13 protein-coding genes and 2 pseudogenes are annotated in these 16,985 nt (G+C 64.8%); 8 read left to right on the forward strand and 7 right to left on the reverse strand.

Annotated elements, in window-relative coordinates:
• The first annotated feature begins 32 nt into the window (after positions 1-32).
• Positions 33-488 carry a hypothetical protein gene (locus tag ACRQ5J_RS05650; protein WP_432381686.1) on the forward strand — a complete coding sequence of 152 codons (456 nt, stop codon included), beginning with the start codon at positions 33-35 and terminating at the stop codon, positions 486-488.
• On the forward strand, positions 485-1,381 hold the full coding sequence (locus ACRQ5J_RS05655) for a DUF2145 domain-containing protein (protein WP_432381688.1): 897 nt from the start codon (positions 485-487) through the stop codon (positions 1,379-1,381). The genes ACRQ5J_RS05650 and ACRQ5J_RS05655 overlap by 4 nt, the downstream gene beginning before the upstream one ends.
• On the opposite strand, the gene ACRQ5J_RS05660 is transcribed toward ACRQ5J_RS05655, so the two are convergent.
• A complete protein-coding gene (locus ACRQ5J_RS05660) occupies positions 1,378-2,016 on the reverse strand; it encodes an NAD(P)H-dependent oxidoreductase (protein ID WP_432381690.1) in 639 nt (212 codons plus the stop codon). The genes ACRQ5J_RS05655 and ACRQ5J_RS05660 overlap by 4 nt on opposite strands.
• 94 nt (positions 2,017-2,110) lie before the next feature.
• On the opposite strand from ACRQ5J_RS05660, the gene ACRQ5J_RS05665 reads away from it, so the two are divergent.
• A complete protein-coding gene (locus ACRQ5J_RS05665) occupies positions 2,111-2,491 on the forward strand; it encodes a MerR family transcriptional regulator (RefSeq protein ID WP_432381692.1) in 381 nt (126 codons plus the stop codon).
• On the opposite strand, the gene fmt is transcribed toward ACRQ5J_RS05665, so the two are convergent.
• Positions 2,492-3,442, reverse strand: a complete 951-nt coding sequence (gene fmt / locus ACRQ5J_RS05670; RefSeq protein ID WP_432381694.1) for a methionyl-tRNA formyltransferase — start codon at positions 3,440-3,442, stop codon at positions 2,492-2,494.
• 12 nt (positions 3,443-3,454) lie between these two features.
• A complete protein-coding gene (def, locus tag ACRQ5J_RS05675; protein WP_432381695.1) occupies positions 3,455-3,997 on the reverse strand; it encodes a peptide deformylase in 543 nt (180 codons plus the stop codon).
• Between the two features lie 190 nt (positions 3,998-4,187).
• Between def and ACRQ5J_RS05680 the strand changes: the two genes are divergently transcribed.
• The 4 genes and pseudogenes from ACRQ5J_RS05680 to ACRQ5J_RS05695 all read left to right on the forward strand — a co-directional run bounded on the left by ACRQ5J_RS05680 (position 4,188) and on the right by ACRQ5J_RS05695 (position 9,755).
• Positions 4,188-5,276: a LysM peptidoglycan-binding domain-containing protein gene (locus ACRQ5J_RS05680; protein ID WP_432381697.1), complete on the forward strand. Its 1,089-nt coding sequence runs from the start codon at positions 4,188-4,190 to the stop codon at positions 5,274-5,276.
• Positions 5,277-5,284: 8 nt separating this feature from the next.
• Positions 5,285-6,403 (forward strand): DNA-processing protein DprA, encoded by a 1,119-nt coding sequence (dprA, locus tag ACRQ5J_RS05685; RefSeq protein WP_432381699.1) that lies wholly within the window; start codon positions 5,285-5,287, stop codon positions 6,401-6,403.
• 50 nt (positions 6,404-6,453) lie between these two features.
• Positions 6,454-6,918, forward strand: a complete 465-nt coding sequence (locus ACRQ5J_RS05690; RefSeq protein ID WP_432381701.1) for a DUF494 family protein — start codon at positions 6,454-6,456, stop codon at positions 6,916-6,918.
• Between the two features lie 176 nt (positions 6,919-7,094).
• A pseudogene (locus ACRQ5J_RS05695) lies at positions 7,095-9,755 on the forward strand (DNA topoisomerase III).
• 31 nt (positions 9,756-9,786) lie between these two features.
• Here the strand turns inward: ACRQ5J_RS05695 and ACRQ5J_RS05700 are convergent.
• A complete protein-coding gene (locus tag ACRQ5J_RS05700; protein ID WP_432381703.1) occupies positions 9,787-10,524 on the reverse strand; it encodes a PEP-CTERM sorting domain-containing protein in 738 nt (245 codons plus the stop codon).
• Between the two features lie 297 nt (positions 10,525-10,821).
• Here ACRQ5J_RS05700 and ACRQ5J_RS05705 point away from each other — a divergent pair.
• Positions 10,822-12,358 (forward strand): annotated as a pseudogene (locus tag ACRQ5J_RS05705) (methyl-accepting chemotaxis protein).
• An 86-nt stretch (positions 12,359-12,444) separates the two neighbouring features.
• Here ACRQ5J_RS05705 and ACRQ5J_RS05710 read toward each other — a convergent pair.
• Genes ACRQ5J_RS05710 through ACRQ5J_RS05720 form a run of 3 tightly spaced genes read right to left on the reverse strand, consistent with a single transcriptional unit; the run spans position 12,445 to position 16,925 of the window.
• On the reverse strand, positions 12,445-12,951 hold the full coding sequence (locus ACRQ5J_RS05710; RefSeq protein ID WP_432381704.1) for a hypothetical protein: 507 nt from the start codon (positions 12,949-12,951) through the stop codon (positions 12,445-12,447).
• Entirely contained in the window at positions 12,900-16,022 is a 3,123-nt protein-coding gene (locus tag ACRQ5J_RS05715; RefSeq protein WP_432381706.1) for an ABC transporter permease, read from the reverse strand. The genes ACRQ5J_RS05710 and ACRQ5J_RS05715 overlap by 52 nt, the downstream gene beginning before the upstream one ends.
• Positions 16,023-16,031: 9 nt before the next feature.
• Complete coding sequence (locus ACRQ5J_RS05720; RefSeq protein ID WP_432381708.1) at positions 16,032-16,925, reverse strand: ABC transporter ATP-binding protein; 894 nt, start codon at positions 16,923-16,925, stop codon at positions 16,032-16,034.
• Positions 16,926-16,985 lie beyond the last annotated feature (60 nt).

Below are 16,985 nucleotides of genomic sequence, written 5' to 3' on the forward strand. Positions count from 1 at the left end.
ACTGCTTTATTTGCTCAGTTGAGGAAGTGTAGATGAATATCACTTTGACCATGCGATTGCTCTGCGCCGTTGGCGCGCTGGGGCTGGCGTTGAGCGCGCGGGCCGAGAGCATCGCGTCGTCGGCGTCCAGCGCCGGCTCGGCCTCCAGCGGCAGCGTGTCCGATTCGCTGGCCGGTTCCAGCAACAGTTCCAACAACGGCAACAAAGTGGCCGACGCCGATTATCGCATCATCGACATCGCCGCCACGCCCGGGCACGAGGGCCGCGCGCGCATCACCATGCAGACCGAGGACGCGCAGCAGCGCGTGGTGCTGGACCTGCCGCAAACCACATTCGCCCAGCAGCGGCTGGCGGTGGGCGATGCGATGTATGCGCACAACCGCGTCTACGGCATCGAGTTCGGCCGCGCCGACAATCGCCAGCCGTTCTATCTGGTGCTGGCCGATGCGTGGTACGGCGAACTGGCATCGCGTCCGCTGGGCCGTTGAAGCCGCTGCGCGCGCTGGCGCTGGGCCTGCTGCTGGCGGCGGGCGCTGCGCAGGCGTCGTCGTCGCGCTTCTGCGACCGCACACAGGAGCTCACGGCCGCCGAGCAGGACCGCCTGCTGCGCTTTGCCGCCGTGCTGCGCGAGGAACTGGCTTCCAGCGAGGAAAGCGTGGCGCTGGTCAGCCGCTCCGGCCTCGACCTGTCGCGCTTCAACATCCGCTATTCGCACGCGGCGCTGGCCTGGCGTTCCGATGACGGCCTGTGGGCGGCGCGCCAGTTGTACTATGCCTGCGACGAGGGCCGTCCGCGCATCTACGACCAGGGCCTGGCCGGTTTCGCCATGGGCACCGACTCGCCGAAAATCGGCTACCTGAGCATCGTGCGCCTGCCGCCGCAGGCGGTGCTGGCGCTGCGCCCGGCGCTGCTCGACACCTCGCGCGCGCTGCATCTGCTGGCGGCGCAATACAGCGCCAACGCCTATGCCTATGGCTTGCGCTATCAGAACTGCAATCAGTGGCTGGTCGAGATGCTGGCCGCCGGCTGGGGCGATCTGGCCGATGGCGACGATTTACGCGAACGCGCGCAAGGCTGGTTGCGCGAGGCGGGCTATGCGCCGCAGCCGGTCGATGTCGGCTCGCGCTGGTGGCTGCTGGCGTCGTACTTTGTGCCGCTGGTGCACCTGAACGATCATCCGGAGCAGGACCGCGCCGCGCTTCAGCTGCAGGTCAGCCTGCCGACGACGGTGGAGGATTTTGTGCGCGCCCGCTTTCCGCAAAGCGAGCGCGTCGAGCTATGCCACGATGAACAGCGGATCGTCATCCATCGCGGCTGGACGCCGGTCGCCGACGGCTGCATACCGGCCGGCGGCGACCGCGTGCTGTCGCTGCGCGATTAATTCAGTTCGTTGATGAACTGCTCGCGCGGACGGCGCACCTTCTTCAGGTTGACCAGCCAGTCGGTATCGGGCTTGCGGTAGCCCAGCGGCAGGATCACCACGCTGCGCAGCTTGCGCTCGTGCAGCGACAGGATCTGGTCGACGGCTGCCGGGTCGAAACCTTCCATCGGCGTGCTGTCGACGCCTTCGGCGGCGGCTGCCACCAGGCCCACGCCGAGGCCGATGTAGGCCTGGCGCACGGCGGCGTCGAAGTTGGCGGCGTCGCCGCGCGCGGCAACGATGCCTTGCAGCTGCTTGCGGTAGGCTTCCCAGCCTTCGTTCTTGAAGCCGCGCACTTCATTGGTGTAATCGAACATCGCGTCGATGCGTTCCGGCGTGATGTTGTCCCAGGCCGCGAACACCAGCAGATGCGAAGCATCGGTCACTTGCGCCTGGTTCCACGCCACCGCGCGGATCTTCGCGCGCAGCTCTGGATTGTTCACCACGAAGACTTCAAACGGTTGCAGGCCGCTGGAGGTCGGCGCCAGGCGGATCGCTTCGAGGATGCGGTTCAGTTTTTCGTCATCGAGCTTTTTGGCGGCGTCGTAGCTCTTGGTGGCGTAGCGCCAGTTCAGGTGTTGAATCACGTCGGTCATATCGATACTCCTATTTGTAATAACGCCTCTGCAAGCAGGCTCGGGCGGACCATCTTATAATAAGTTTCAAGTCAACTTGAGGGTCAAGCAAAAAATGAAAATCGGTGAACTCGCCCGCAAGTCAGGCATTGCTGCCTCGGCAATCCGTTTCTATGAAGAGCAGGGGTTGCTGGCGCCTGTGTCGCGCACGCCGTCCGGCTACCGCCAGTACGCCAGCAACGCGCCGGACCGGCTGCGCCTGATTCAAGGGGCCAAGCGGCTGGGCTTTTCGCTGGAAGTGATACGCGACATGCTCGATGAAAACGGCAAGTGCTCGGTCGAGAAGACCATGCGCCAGTCGGCCATCCTGCTGCGCCAGGTTGAGGAGCAGCAGGCCGCGCTGGAGCAACGCCGGCAGTCGCTGTTGATATTGCGCGCCAACCTGAACGGCTACGGCAGCGCGGCGCCGTGCCGCGACAGGCTGGCGGTGAACTGATTACGCGAAGGCCAGGCCTTCGAGCGGGAAGCCCTTGATGAACTCGGCCGCGGGCAGGCGCTTGCCGCCGGGCTTTTGCAGCGAGGTCAGACGCAGCGCGCCGCTGCCGCAGGCGACCACGATGCCATGCTGGGCATCGGCCGACAACACCTTGCCGGCGGGGCCGCTGGCGTCGACCAGTTCCGCGCCCCACAGCTTGACCACCACGCCGTTGACCGTGCCGTGCGCGCCGGGGAAGGGATTGAAGGCGCGGATCTTGCGGCCGATGTCTTGCGCCGGCTGGCTGAAGTCCAGTGCCGCTTCTTCCTTGCTGATCTTGCTCGCGTAGCTGACGCCCGCTTCCGGCTGAACCACCGCTTCCAGCTGGTGGTGCTCGTATTTGCGCAGCGCCTCGACAATCATCTTGCCGCCCAGCGCGGCCAGCTTGTCGTGCAGGCTGCCGGTGGTGTCGCTGTCTTCGATGGCGACTTTCTCGATCAGCAGCATCGGGCCGGTGTCCAGGCCTTCCTCCATCTCCATGATGGTGATGCCGGTTTCAGCGTCGCCGGCCTCGATCGCGCGGTGGATCGGCGCGGCGCCGCGCCAGCGCGGCAGCAGCGAGCCGTGGATGTTCAGGCAGGGCTTGATGTCCAGCGTGCTGCGCGGCAGGATCAGGCCGTAGGCGGCCACCACCATCACATCGTACGGTGTCGACAGCAGGCGCTGGTGCGCGGCCGTCGCTTCCTCGGCGCGCTGCGGGTCCTTGCTGTCCATGCGCAGCGACAGCGGTTGCAGCACCTCGATGCCTTTCGACACGGCGTACTGCTTGACCGCCGACGGCTGCAGCTGCATGCCGCGGCCGGCGGGGCGGTCCGGCTGGGTCAGCACCAGCGGGATCTCAAAACCGGCCTCGTGCAGCGATTGCAGGGCCACGGCGGCAAATTCCGGCGTGCCGGCGAAGATGACTTTCATGGGCGCCGGCGATCAGTAGCGGCGGCCCTGGGCGCGCAGCTGGGCTTCGCGCTGCATGCCGCGCTCTTCCTTCTGCAGCTTGGCCTTGATGCGGTTGCGCTTCAGCGGCGACAGGTATTCGACGAAGACCTTGCCTTTCAGGTGGTCCATCTCGTGCTGGATGCACACGGCCAGCAGGCCGTCGGCGTCCACTTCAAACGGCTGGCCCTTGACGTCGAAGGCGCGCACCTTGACTTTCGACGGCCGCTCGACGCCATCGTAGATGCCCGGCACCGACAGGCAGCCTTCGTCATACACCTGCTTGTCGTCGCTGGCCCACAGGATTTCCGGATTGATGTAGGCCACAAGGCCGCTCTTGTCTTCGGTGACGTCGATCACCACCACTTGTTCGTGCACGTCCACCTGCGACGCGGCCAGGCCGACGCCGGGCGCGTCGTACATGGTCTCGGCCATGTCGGCCACCAGTTTTTCCAGACGCTCATCGAATACGGTGACCGGCGCGGCCACTTTGTGCAAACGCGGGTCCGGGTAACGCAGAATATTTAAGATAGCCATGATAACTTTGTGAAAACGGTATGTTTGCGGTAGGTTTGCCCCGCCAATGCAACAAGCGCGCCGGTCAGGTAGCGCGGTTTCGCTTGCTAGTTCAGGGGTTTATGGGCAGAATTTGATTCAAATTGGCAAGCTTTACTGCTTGCTGCCGTGTGCTTGCGGCGCACTTACTGGATCTATTATTGGATCTGTTATGAAAAATTTTAGCACAGTCGGTACATGCTTAGCATGGGCAGCCCTGTTTGCTGCCTCCGGCGCCGGCGCCGCGCCGCCGGAGTGTGCGTTCCGGCCCGACGCGCCCGACCAGCATGTGGTGGTCCGGGGCGACACGCTATGGGAGATTGCCGGCGCCTTCCTGTACCGGCCCTGGTGCTGGCCCACCGTGTGGGACCTGAACCGGGACGAGATCGCCAACCCGCACTGGATTTATCCGGGCCAGATCATCTGGTTCGACCGCGGCGCCGGCCGCCTGCGGCTGGGCCAGCGCCTGCAAGACGGCCTCAACGATCCGGCCACGCAGCGGCTGCAACCGCGCGTGCGTTCCGGCTTGGTGGACCAGAACGCCGTGCCGTCGATCGCGCCGGGCGCCATCGAGCCATTCCTGACCCAGCCGCTGGTGATCGAGAATGACGAGTTCAAGGCCGCGCCGCGCATCGTCGCCACGCGCGAGGGGCGGGTGTTCCTCGGCAAGGGCGACCAGGCCTATGTGCGCGGCGAGCTGGGCGGCCATACGGCGTTCCAGGTGTTCCGCCCCGGCGCGCAGCTGAAAGATCCTGTCACCAGACAAGTTATCGGTCATGAAGCATTTTATTTAGGCACGCTGCGCTTGCAGGCGTCCGCCGCCGCCGGCAGCGACGTGCATACATTCACGGTGGACACGGCCGTGCAGGAAATCGGCGTCGGCGACCAGTTGCGCGCGGTGCCGCCGGCGCCGCTGCGCAACTACGCGCCGCATGCGCCGGCGCAGCCGGTCGAGGCGCGGGTGGTGGCCATCTATGGCGGCGTTACCCATGCCGGCCAGAGCCAGATCGTCAGCCTTAATCGCGGAAAGCTTGACGGACTCGATATCGGCGCCGTGTTGCAGCTGTACCATGCGGGAAGAACTGTGCGCGATTCCACGGCAGAACAAGGCTGGTTCGGGCGCGCGCAGCAGGTCAGGCTGCCGGACGAGGAAGTGGGCAGCCTGTTTATCTTCCGCACGTTCAAGCAGATTTCCTACGGCTTGATCATGCAGGTGACAGCGCCGGTGGCAGTCGGCGACGTTGCCCGATCGCCGGAGTAAGCCGCGCCGTGCAAGCCACGGATACCCCCGCCGAATTGACCAGGCCAGCGCTGGCGGGCTGGCTGCGTCTGCAACAGACCGACGGCGTCGGCCTGATGACCGCGCACAAGCTGCTGGAACGCTTCGGCACGCCGGAAGGCGTCTTTGTCGCCAGCCGCGCACAGCTGCTGGAGGCCGTTTCCGCGCGCCAGGCCGAGGCGCTGCTGGCCGCGCCGCCGGCCACGCTGGCGGCGGCCCTGGACGCCGTGCAGGCTTGGCAGCAGCAGCCGGGCAACCGGCTGCTGGCCTGGGGCGATCCGGCGTATCCTGAATACCTGCGCAACATCAGCGCCGCGCCGCTGCTGCTCTACCTCAAGGGGCGGGCGGGGCTGCTGCCGCAACGCTCGGTGGCGGTGGTCGGCTCGCGCAACGCCAGCCGCCAGGGCGTGCTGAACGCCGAGGCGCTGGCGCAGGCGCTGTCCGCCGCCGGCCTGGTCATCGTGTCCGGGCTGGCGCTGGGCATCGACGCCGCCGCCCATGCCGGCGGCTTGAACGGCCCGGGCGGCACCATCGCCGTGCTCGGCACGGGCATCGACCGTATTTATCCGGCGCGCAACGGCGCGCTGGCGCGCCGCATCGCCGAGGAGGGCTGCATCGTCAGCGAGTACCCGCTCGGCACGCCGCCGTCGCGCGACAATTTTCCTCGCCGCAACCGCATCATCAGCGGGCTGGCGCACGGCGTGCTGGTGGTCGAGGCGGCTGCGCAGTCCGGTTCGTTGATCACCGCGCGGCTGGCCGCCGCCCAGGGGCGCGATGTGTACGCCGTCCCCGGCTCGATTCATGCGACACTGTCCAAAGGCTGCCACCAGCTGCTGCGCGAGGGCGCGCGGCTGGCGGAAAGCGCGGCCGACGTGTTGCAGGCGCTGCACATGGCGGACGCCGCCGCGGCCGGCCCGCGCGCCGGCTTCGACGACAGCTTTGTCGACCGGGTGCTGGCGGCGATGGGTGCGGACCCGGTGCAGGCCGAGGTGCTGGCGCTGCACCTGGGCGAGGCGCCGGGCGTGTTGCAAGGGCAGTTGCTGGCGCTGGAGCTGGCCGGCCTGCTGGAACGCTTGCCAGGCGGCATGTTCCAGCGGCTGCGTGGCTGAGCCGCACAGCCGACTTGTATCGTTTTCGAGTTAACTGATAGAGTAGAGCCATGTTCGACGTCCTTGTTTATCTCTACGAGACTTATTACCGTCCCGATGCCTGCCCGGAACCGGCCGCATTGGCCAAGAAGCTGTCGGCTGTCGGTTTTGACGATGTCGAGATCTCCGAGGCCCTGGTCTGGCTGACCGACCTGACCGCCATGGCCGGCGTGGAGCATGCGCTGACCGCTTCCTCGACCGGCACCCGCTTCTACGTGGAGGAAGAGCAGGACGCCCTGGGCGCCGCTGCCATCGGTTTCATCCAGTTCCTCGAATCGGCCAAGGTGTTGTCGCCGCTGCAACGCGAAATCGTCATCGAGCGCGCGCTGGCGCTGGACGAGATGCCGGTGTCGCTGGGCAAGCTCAAAGTCATCGTGCTGATGCTGCTGTGGAGCCAGGGCAAGGAACCGGACGCGCTGATGTTCGACGACCTGTTCGGTTCCGACGAAGACCAGGCGCCACGCCTGTTGCATTAAGTCTGCCCAGGATTTTCCCTTTAGGCAACAAATGGCGGGCGTGCTTGCGGTGCGCGCGCCTCTCCGCGTATTATTTGCGCTTTGACAAGACTGTGACAGAAATGTGCAGACTGCCGCGCGATCCATGTATGATGCGCATCTGTCCCCCTCAAGTGTTACAAACGAGATACTAAAATATGAGCAAAACCCTCATCATCGCCGAGAAGCCGTCTGTCGCGAACGACATCGCGAAGACGCTTGGCGGCTTTACCAAGCACGATGAGTACTTTGAATCCGACGAGTACGTGTTGTCCTCCGCCGTCGGTCACCTGCTGGAAATCGCCGTCCCCGAAGAGCATGACGTCAAGCGCGGCAAATGGAGCTTCGCGCACCTGCCGATGATTCCGCCTTACTTCGCGCTCAATCCGATCGCCAAGACCGAGGCGCGGCTCAAGGTGCTGAACAAGCTGATCAAGCGCAAGGATGTCACCACCCTGATCAACGCATGTGACGCGGGCCGCGAAGGAGAACTGATCTTCCGCCTGATCGCGCAGAACGCCAAGGCCAAGCAGCCGGTCAAGCGCCTGTGGCTGCAGTCGATGACGCCGGCCGCGATCCGCGACGGCTTCTCGCACCTGCGCAGCGACGACGAAATGATGCCGCTGGCCGACGCCGCGCGTTGCCGCTCGGAAGCGGACTGGCTGATCGGCATCAACGGCACCCGCGCCATGACCGCCTTCAACTCGAAGGAGGGCGGCTTCTACCTGACCACCGTTGGCCGCGTGCAGACGCCGACCCTGTCGATCGTGGTCGAGCGCGAGGAAAAATCCGCAAGTTCAAGCCGCGCGACTACTGGGAAGTGCGCGCCGAATTCGTCTGCGCCGCCGGCGTCTACGAGGGCCGCTGGCTGGACACCAAGTTCAAGAAGGATGAAAGCGATCCGGAAAAACGCGCCGAGCGCCTGTGGAGCAAGGCCGCCGCCGACTCCATCGCGCTGGCCGTGCGCGGCAAGCAGGGCAACGTCACCGAAGAGTCGAAACCGACCACCTCGATGGCGCCGGCGCTGTTCGACCTGACCAGCCTGCAACGCGAGGCCAACTCGCGCTTCGGCTTCTCGGCCAAGAACACGCTGGGCCTGGCGCAGGCGCTGTACGAGAAGCACAAGGTGCTGACCTACCCGCGTACCGATTCGCGCCACCTGCCGGAAGACTACATCGCCACCGTGCAGCAGACGCTGGAGGTGGTGAAGGACAACAATAACTACCACCAGTTCGCCAAGCAGATCCTGGACAAGGGCTGGGTCAAGCCGAACAAGCGCATCTTCGACAACAGCAAGATCTCGGACCACTTTGCGATCATCCCGACCACCATCGCGCCGAAAAACCTGTCCGAGCCGGAACAAAAGCTGTACGACCTGGTGACGCGCCGCTTCATGGCGGTGTTCTTCCCGGCCGCCGAGTTCCAGGTCACCACCCGCTACACCGAAGTGTCGGGCCACACCTTCAAGACCGAAGGCAAGGTCATGACCAATCCGGGCTGGCTGGCGATCTACGGCAAGGAAGCCGACGGCGACGACAAGGAAAAAGAAGGTAGCAACAAGAGCACTGGTGCCCGTGGCCAAGGGCGAGAAAGTGTTGACCGACAAGGTCGACGCCAATGGCCTGGTGACCAAGCCGCCGGCGCGCTACACCGAGGCGACGCTGCTGTCGGCCATGGAAGGCGCCGGCAAGCTGGTGGAAGACGACGAGCTGCGTGACGCCATGGCCGGCAAGGGCCTGGGCACGCCAGCGACGCGCGCGGCCACCATCGAGGGCTTGATTTCGGAGAAGTATTTGCTGCGCGAAGGGCGCGAGCTGATGCCGACCGCCAAGGCGTTCCAGCTGATGACGCTGCTGCGCGGCCTCGGCGTCAACGAGCTGACCGCGCCCGAGCTGACCGGCGAGTGGGAATACAAGCTGTCGCAGATGGAAAAGGGCAAGATCTCACGTGACGAATTCATGCGCGAAATCGCGCAGATGACACAGGTGATCGTCAAGCGCGCCAAGGAATACGACAACGACACCATTCCGGGCGACTACGCGACGCTGACGGCGCCGTGCCCGAACTGCGGCAGCGTGGTCAAGGAAAACTACCGCCGCTTCGCCTGCACCAAGTGCGATTTCTCGATGAGCAAAACGCCGGGCGGGCGCCAGTTTGAAATCGAGGAAGTCGAACAGCTGCTGCGCGACCGCACCATCGGCCCGCTGCAAGGCTTCCGCTCGAAGATGGGCCGTCCGTTCGCCGCCATCCTGCGCATCGTGAAAGACGAAGAAATCAAGAACTACAAGCTGGAGTTCGATTTCGGCCAGAACGACGATTCGGAAGATTCTGAACCGGTCGACTTCACCGGCCAGACGCCGCTCGGACCTTGCCCCAAGTGCAACGGCGGCGTGTACGAGATGGGCCTGGCCTATGTTTGCGAGCACAGCGTGGCGAAGCCGAAGACGTGCGACTTCCGCAGCGGCCGCATCATCCTGCAACAGGAGATCCTGCCGGAACAGATGGCCAAGCTGCTCAACGACGGCAAGACCGACCTGTTGCCGGGCTTTGTATCGCAGCGCACGCGTCGTCCGTTCAAGGCCTTCCTGGTGAAGGGCAAGGACGGCAAGATCAGCTTCGAGTTCGAGGAGCGCAAGGCGAAGGCCCCGGCCGCGAAGTCGGCTGCCAAGGGCAAAACCGCCGCAGCGGCAACGGAAGCGGGCGCCGAAGAGGCGAAAGCGCCGGCGAAAAAAGCGGCGGCGGTGAAGAAGCCGGCCGCGAAAAAGCCGGCGGCCAAAAAGCCCGCCGTCAAGAAGGCGGCGGCCAAGCAGGCTGCCTGAGTCAGAACGGGACACCGCGGTGTCCCGTTTTTTATGCCTGGCGCTTGCGCCGGCGGGCGCAGGCCAGTGCCGCCAGGCCGCCGATGAACAGCGCGTAGGTCGATGGTTCCGGCACGGCCGCGATGCTGCCGCCCTGGATGTCCGAGCTGGTCAGGATGCCGACCTGGCCGTCCAGCGCATAGCCGCCGGAGGTCAGCGTCAGGCTCAGTTGTTTGCTCAGGTTCAGGCCGTCCAGCGTGTTGACGCCGTCGTAGATGGTCGTGTCATACGGCGCGTTCGGGCCGACGTAGGTGGCGTACAGCTGGCTGGCGGCGTTGGCGCTGACCCCGCCGGCGCGGTCGGCATGGATCGCGCCGAGGCCGGAAAACACCACGGTGGTGTTCGGCGTCAGCGTGAAATACCAGGATACGATGGAGGTGGAAGCGACCAGCGGCATGTGGCCGTTGGTGGTGAGCGACTTGGCGGTGGTGCCGTCGAAGCTGGCGGTGGCGCTGCCGCCGCCGCTGGTCACGTGCGCGGTGCCGGGGTTGTTGATGACCTGCTCAGGGCTGGGAACGCCCGAGTTGTCGCGGTAGGCGGCTGCCGAGATGAAGTAATCGGGAAAGCTCATCGTCAGGCCGGCGGTGATGCCGTCATCCGGATCGAGGTCGATCAGCTTGTAGCTGAAGCCGCTTAAGCTGGCGGAGGAGGAGGCCGCCGCATGGCCCGGCGCCGCGATGGCCGCCAGCAGGCTCAGACCTGCTGCGCCGATTACTTGTTTAAAATTCATTTCTCACCTGATTGTTTAGTTGAAATATTGCTAATCCGCGATCTTGGCATATATGTATTTATTTGTCAAAAATGACTCGCCTAATGTTATACGCGTTTTATGAAAGTAGGCGAAAATCTGTGTATCAAATCGTTAGCAGGTGCTTGCCGGCGGCAGGGCGCGTCTACGGCTGAGTAGCTTGCCGGTCACACTCGCGTCATTCAACTACCTTAAAATAGTTGCCGTGTTAAACTATTGATTCCCTTGGGCAATTGCAGTTCCACGCCCGATTTCAACATTGCCTTTAGGGCTACACTCATGAAAAATCTGAAAATTGGCACGCGCCTGGCTGCGGGCTTTGGACTGGTCTTGGCGTTGATGATTTTGATGACCGTGATCGGCATCCGCCACATGCACTCGGTGGCCACCGCCACCAACGCCATGATGCAGCAGCCGCTGGCGAAGGAACGCATGATCAGCGACTGGTATCGCCTGATTCACACCAGCGTGCGCCGCACCTCGGCCATCTCCAAGAGCAGCGATCCGTCGCTGGGCGCGTTCTTCGCCGACGACACCCGGCAGTCGGTGGCCGAGATCAACAAGCTGCAAAAAAATGTCGAAGAACTGCTCGACGGCGACGAGGAAAAACGCTGTACGGCACGCTGATGCAAAACCGCAAGCGCTACGGCGAGTCGCGCGACAAGATCGTCGCGCTGAAAAAGAAGGCAAGCTCGACGAAGCGGCCGAGGAGCTCGAGCAGCGCTTCACGCCGGCCGGCAAGGCCTACCTGGACAACCTGAACGCGCTGCTGGAACACCAGCGCAGGAATATGGACAGCCAGGCCGGCAGGATCGAGGCGCTGTACCAGAGCAACCGCAGCTTCATGGTCGTCTTCGGCCTGGTGGTGCTGGCGCTGGGCGTGCTGTGCGCGTGGCGCCTGACGCGCGGCATCACCGTGCCGCTGGGCCAGGCGGTGAGCATCGCCGAGGCGGTGGCGCAGCGCGACCTGACCTCGCATATCGCGGTCGACAGCACGGACGAAACCGGCCGCCTGCTGCAATCGCTGCAAAAAATGAATGACGGCCTGATCAGCATCGTCACCGAAGTGCGCAACGGCACGGAAAGCATCTCGACGGCGTCGAGCCAGATCGCCGCCGGCAACCTCGACCTGTCGGGCCGCACCGACGAGCAGGCGTCCAGCCTCGAAGAGACGGCCTCGTCGATGGAAGAGCTGACCGCCACCGTCAAGCAAAACGCCGACAACGCGCGCCAGGCCAACCAGTTGGCGGTGAAGGCGTCAGAGGTGGCGCAGCGCGGCGGCGGCGTGGTATCGGAAGTGGTCAGCACGATGGAAGCGATCACCGGCTCGTCGCGCAAGATCGCCGACATCATCAGCGTCATCGACGGCATCGCCTTCCAGACCAACATCCTGGCGCTGAACGCGGCGGTGGAAGCGGCGCGTGCGGGCGAGCAGGGCCGCGGCTTCGCGGTGGTGGCGTCGGAGGTGCGCACGCTGGCGCAGCGGTCGGCGGCGGCCGCCAAGGAAATCAAGGCGCTGATCGACGACTCGCTCAGCAAGGTAGACGCCGGCAGCGCGCTGGTCACCCAGGCCGGCGCGACGATGACGGACGTGGTGGACAGCATCCAGCGCGTCACCGACATCATGGGTGAAATCACCTCGGCCACGCAGGAGCAGAGCAGCGGCATCGAGCAGGTCAACCAGGCGATCGGCCAGATGGACCAGGTAACGCAGCAGAACGCCGCGCTGGTCGAAGAAGCCGCCGCCGCAGCCGCCTCGCTGCACGACCAGGCCGACGCGCTGACAGCCGTCGTCTCGGTCTTCAAGCTGCACTAAAAGGCCGGGGTCAGGTCTGACATTCGCACACGAGCTCAACTGCATTGCAGTTGAGCTCGTGTGCGAATGTCAGACCTGACCCCGGTTTATTGCTGTTCGACGTTGATCATGTTGTCGTCGGGCTTGCGGTCGATGAGCTTGTTGTCGGGGTCGATGCCGGCTTTGGCCGGGCGGCCGCTGACGATGACCGTGTAGCGGTTGTCCTTGCCCTCGATGAGCTTGCGCTCGCGCAGCAGCGCGTTGCCGTCCTTGTCGTCGACGCCGATGTCGATCCAGTCGCGCAGCGGCACATCTTTTTCCTCGCCTTGCTCGCCGGCCCGCACTTTGGCCGCGCTGACCGCGAAGCTGACTTCGTACCTGCCGTCGCCGAGCCGGCGCGCGGTGGCCGATGTGGCGTGGTTTTCATACAGCACGATGTGGTTGAACAGGTCGTCGATCAGGTAGGCCTGGTCGGCCGGCGTGACCCGGCGCAGCGCGTCCACCAGCACGTTGACGCTCGGGTAGGGCCCGGACTTGCGGCCATATTCGGCCAGCATCTGCTTCAGCGCGCCGTTGACCCTGGCTTCGCCGACGATGTCCTGCAACTGGTACATCGCCAGGCTGCCCTTGCGGTACTGGATGTAGTTCTGGTTTTCGTTGTCCGCCAGCGGCAGCTCTTCTTGCGCTCCAGCGCGCGACCGCGCAGGTACTGGTCGAGGTCGTAGTGCAGGAAGCGCCGCATTTTGCCGGCGCCGAAGTTCTTCTTCATCACCATCAGCGCCGAGTATTCGGCCAGCGTTTCGCTCAGCACCGTGCTGCCGCGCGTGTTGCCGCCCACCAGCTGGTGGCCCCACCACTGGTGCGCCACTTCGTGCGCGGTGATGTAGAACGGGTAGTCGATGTCCTTCGGGTTCTTGTCGTTGACCTTGGCGATGAAGCCGACCGCTTCCGAGTACGGAATCGTGTTCGGATACGATTGCGCGAACTGCTGGTAGCGCGGGAATTCGACGATCCGCACCAGCTTGTGCTGGTAGGGCCCGAAGTTGGCCGTGTAGTAGTCCAGCGATTCCTTGATGCCCTTGTCCATCCGCTCCAGGTTGTATTCGTGGCCGGGATGGTAGTACAGCTCGATGCCGACGTCCTGCCACCAGTCGCGCTTGACCAGGTAGCGCGCCGACTGGAAGGCGTACATATTGAGCATCGGCTGCGCCACCTGGTAGTGGAAGTGGCGCCGCCCCTTGCTGCTCCAGTCCTTGACCAGCATGCCCGGCGCGATGGCCGTCTGCTCGGCGCTGGTGCTGACGGTGGCGTCGAACCTGATCCAGTCGGCGTCGTTGCCGGCGAAGTTGTTGGCCAGGCCGGCCGGGTCGTCGCGCGCCAGCATGCGCTCGCGCGCCGCCAGCTGGTGCTTTTTGCGGTCGCGCGCGTCGCTCAGTTCCCATTCCGGCTGGTAGCCGATGTGCGGCATGACGCCGTTGTTGAAGAAACTGCCGTTGGCGATCACCGGCGTGTCGCGGCCGAGGCCGAAAATCCCTTGCGGCGTGTAGCGGATGTCGAACTCCATCGCCAGCCGCTGGCCCGGCGCCAGCGGCTGGACCAGCTTGTAGCTGTGGAAGCCCAGCGCGCCATCCTGGACGCCGTCGCGCACCGGCTGGCTGAAGCGCACGCTGTAGTGCGCCACCGTGTTGTCCTGCGAGACAATGATGTCGCTGACCGGCTGCGCGCCCTGGTTGACCAGCTGGTAGCGGCCCTTGACCAGCAGCGTGCGCTGCTGCGGCCAGATGTCGACGTTCAGCGTCACGTCGGTGATGCGCGGCTGCGCAAGGGCCGCGTATTGCTTGTACTTGCGCTCGTAGTCGGCCTTTTCCGCCTCCTTCTGGTACGACGATTTGTAGCCCTGGGCGAGGTGCTGGTTGTAGAACAGCACGCCGCCGGCGCCGACAAAGATCAGCAGCCCGGCCGCGATCGCGCCCAGCACCGGCGGCGTCAGCGCGTGGCGCGCCAGTTGCAGCCGCTGGCGCCAGTCGTCGTTGGTGCCGCGCGCCCAGAACAGCAGCGACAGCACCACCAGCAGCAAGGCCGCGCCGCCCCAGTAGGCTTCGTACCAGCGCTCGCGCAGCAGGAAGTGGCCGTAGCCGTTCATCGCCGAGTAGGTGATGCCCGGCATGTTGCCGTAGATGAGCATCGGGTTGTCCAGTCCCACCGAGGCGGCCGTGACGCTGATGATGTAGTAGACGATCATCGCGAAGTAGGCGAGGTAGCGCTGGTTGATGATGACTTGCAGCGCGATCGCCAGCACCGCCGTCAGCGCGTAGCCCGGTAGCTGCAACAGGAACAGGTGGCGCAGGTACAGCCCCGGCTCCAGCAGGAAGTAGCCCTGGAACACTTGCACCGCCATGCCGGTCAGCATCACCACCAGCATCAGCAGCGCCTGCAGGCCGATCAGCGCGAACAGCTTGGCCAGCAGCGGCAGCCAGCTGGGGATCGGCAGCGCGTCCAGCATCTGCCCCATGCGCGCTTCGCGCTCGCGCCAGATCAGCTCGCCGGCGTAGAAGGTGGTGATCACCATCATGAACAGCGCGAACGTTTCGCTGACCACGTCCAGCACCTGGTAGGTGACCGGGTAGGTGTTGGTGCCGTACAGCGAGCCCAGGTCCAGCGACGAGGCCAGCATCATCAGCACGCCGGCCAGCACGATCACCAGGAAGTAGATGTTCTTGGTGGTCTCGCGCAGGTTGAGCCAGCTCATCTTGATCAGCAGCCAGCCCAGGCTGCGCGCCTGGAAGTCCGGCTTTTCCTGCGTGTTCGAGGACGCCTGCGACAGGTGTTGCGGCGCGTCGCCCTCGCCGCTGCCGGCGCGGCGGCGGTGGCCGCTGTCGCTGGTGCCGATGAAGTGGAAGCGCCAGTAGCCGACCAGCAGGCCGACCAGCGCCGCCGAGGCCCAGATCGCGCGGTTCAGCAGGTACACGCCTTCCGGGTAGAACATGCGCGTGTTGCGCTCGATGATGGGCCAGTATTCGGTCACCCGCATGACCGCCGTGGTGCCGAACGGGTCGATCAGCGCGGCGAAGGTTTTGTAGTCGAGGTCGCGCGCCAGGCCGGGCGCCACCATGTAGCCGACCAGCATCACCACGCTGCTGATGTAGACCGGCAGCATGCGCCGCGTCAGCGCGGCCAGCGTGAAGAACACCGCGCCGAAGATGAAGATGTTGGGCAGGATGACGACCAGGTAGGGCAGCAGATAGGCCGGCAGCGCCGGCTGTGCCAGCCGCTCGGGATCGACGCCCGGCAGGTAGCGCCCCAGCCAGGCGCCAAGCACGATGCTGGTGAAGATGATCGCCAGCGTCAGGTAGGCGCCGAGGAAGCGGCCGAAGATGTACTGGTGCTTGCGGATCGGCGCGCTGAAGAAGAAGTGCTGCATGTCGTACTCGAAGTCCTGCTGCACCGAGCGCCCCATCATGGCGGCAACGACGATCACGCCCAGCGAGCCGAGGAAGCTGGTGGTGAACATCAGCGAGCGCGGCGAGTCGATCAGCTGGCTGCCGAAGGTGATCGAGGCGCCTTTGAAGACGCCGCCGGCGGCGGCCATCCACAGCAGCGACAGCGCCAGGAAGCCGAGGAAGTAGACCCAGGTCGAGAGCAGCTTGAGGCGCTGGCGCGCTTCAAAGAGGGCGATGGCAAACATGGCGCGGCCTTAGTCGCAGCTGTGCGCGGCGCGGTGGCGGCCGGCGATGGTGGCGAAGTAGACGTCTTCCAGGTCGCCGATGGCTTCCTCGAAGCCGTCGCCGGGATCGCTGTCGCTGTACACATGGATCAGCGTGCGGCCCGACAGCAGGCGCGACGAGATGACCGGGTGGCGCAGCTGGAACGATTGCAGGTCGCGCTTGTCGATGAAGCGGGCCCAGATCTTGTCGCTGACCTCGTGGATCAGCTCCTGCGTCGGCCCGCACAGCAGCAGATGGCCCTTGTTGATGATGGCCATGTTGGCGCACAGGTCGGCCACGTCGGACACGATGTGGGTCGACAGGATGACGGTCTTGTCCTCGCCGATGTCGGACAGCAGGTTGTGGAAGCGCACCCGCTCCTGCGGGTCGAGGCCGGCGGTCGGCTCGTCGACGATGATCAGTTTCGGGTCGCCCAGCAGCGCCTGGGCGATGCCGAAGCGCTGCCGCATGCCGCCCGAGAAGCCGCCGAGGCGCTGGTGGCGCACCTCGAATAAATTGGTTTGCTGCAACAGTCCGTCGACCACCTCGCGCCGGCGCTGGCGGTTGCTCAGGCCCTTGAGCACGGCGAAATGGTCCAGCATCTCGTAGGCGGTCACTTTCGGGTAGACGCCGAAGTCCTGCGGCAGGTAGCCGAGCAGGCGGCGCAGCTCGTCCTTCTCGTCCAGCACGTCCAGCTCGCCGAAGAAGACCGAGCCGGCGTCGCATTCCTGCAAGGTGGCCAGCGTGCGCATCAGCGTCGACTTGCCGGCGCCATTCGGGCCGAGCAAGCCGAACATCCCGGTCGGGATGGTGAGCGAAATATTGTCCAGCGCCACCACGCCGTTGGCGTAGGTCTTGGACAAATTGCTGATGCTTAATTCCATGCTAACTCCTGATTCTGCGTGACAAACCACTTTTCACATGATGGCATTGTATTGAATTTG

The organism is Duganella sp. P38 (genome assembly GCF_050859475.1).
Classification (GTDB): domain Bacteria; phylum Pseudomonadota; class Gammaproteobacteria; order Burkholderiales; family Burkholderiaceae_D; genus Rugamonas.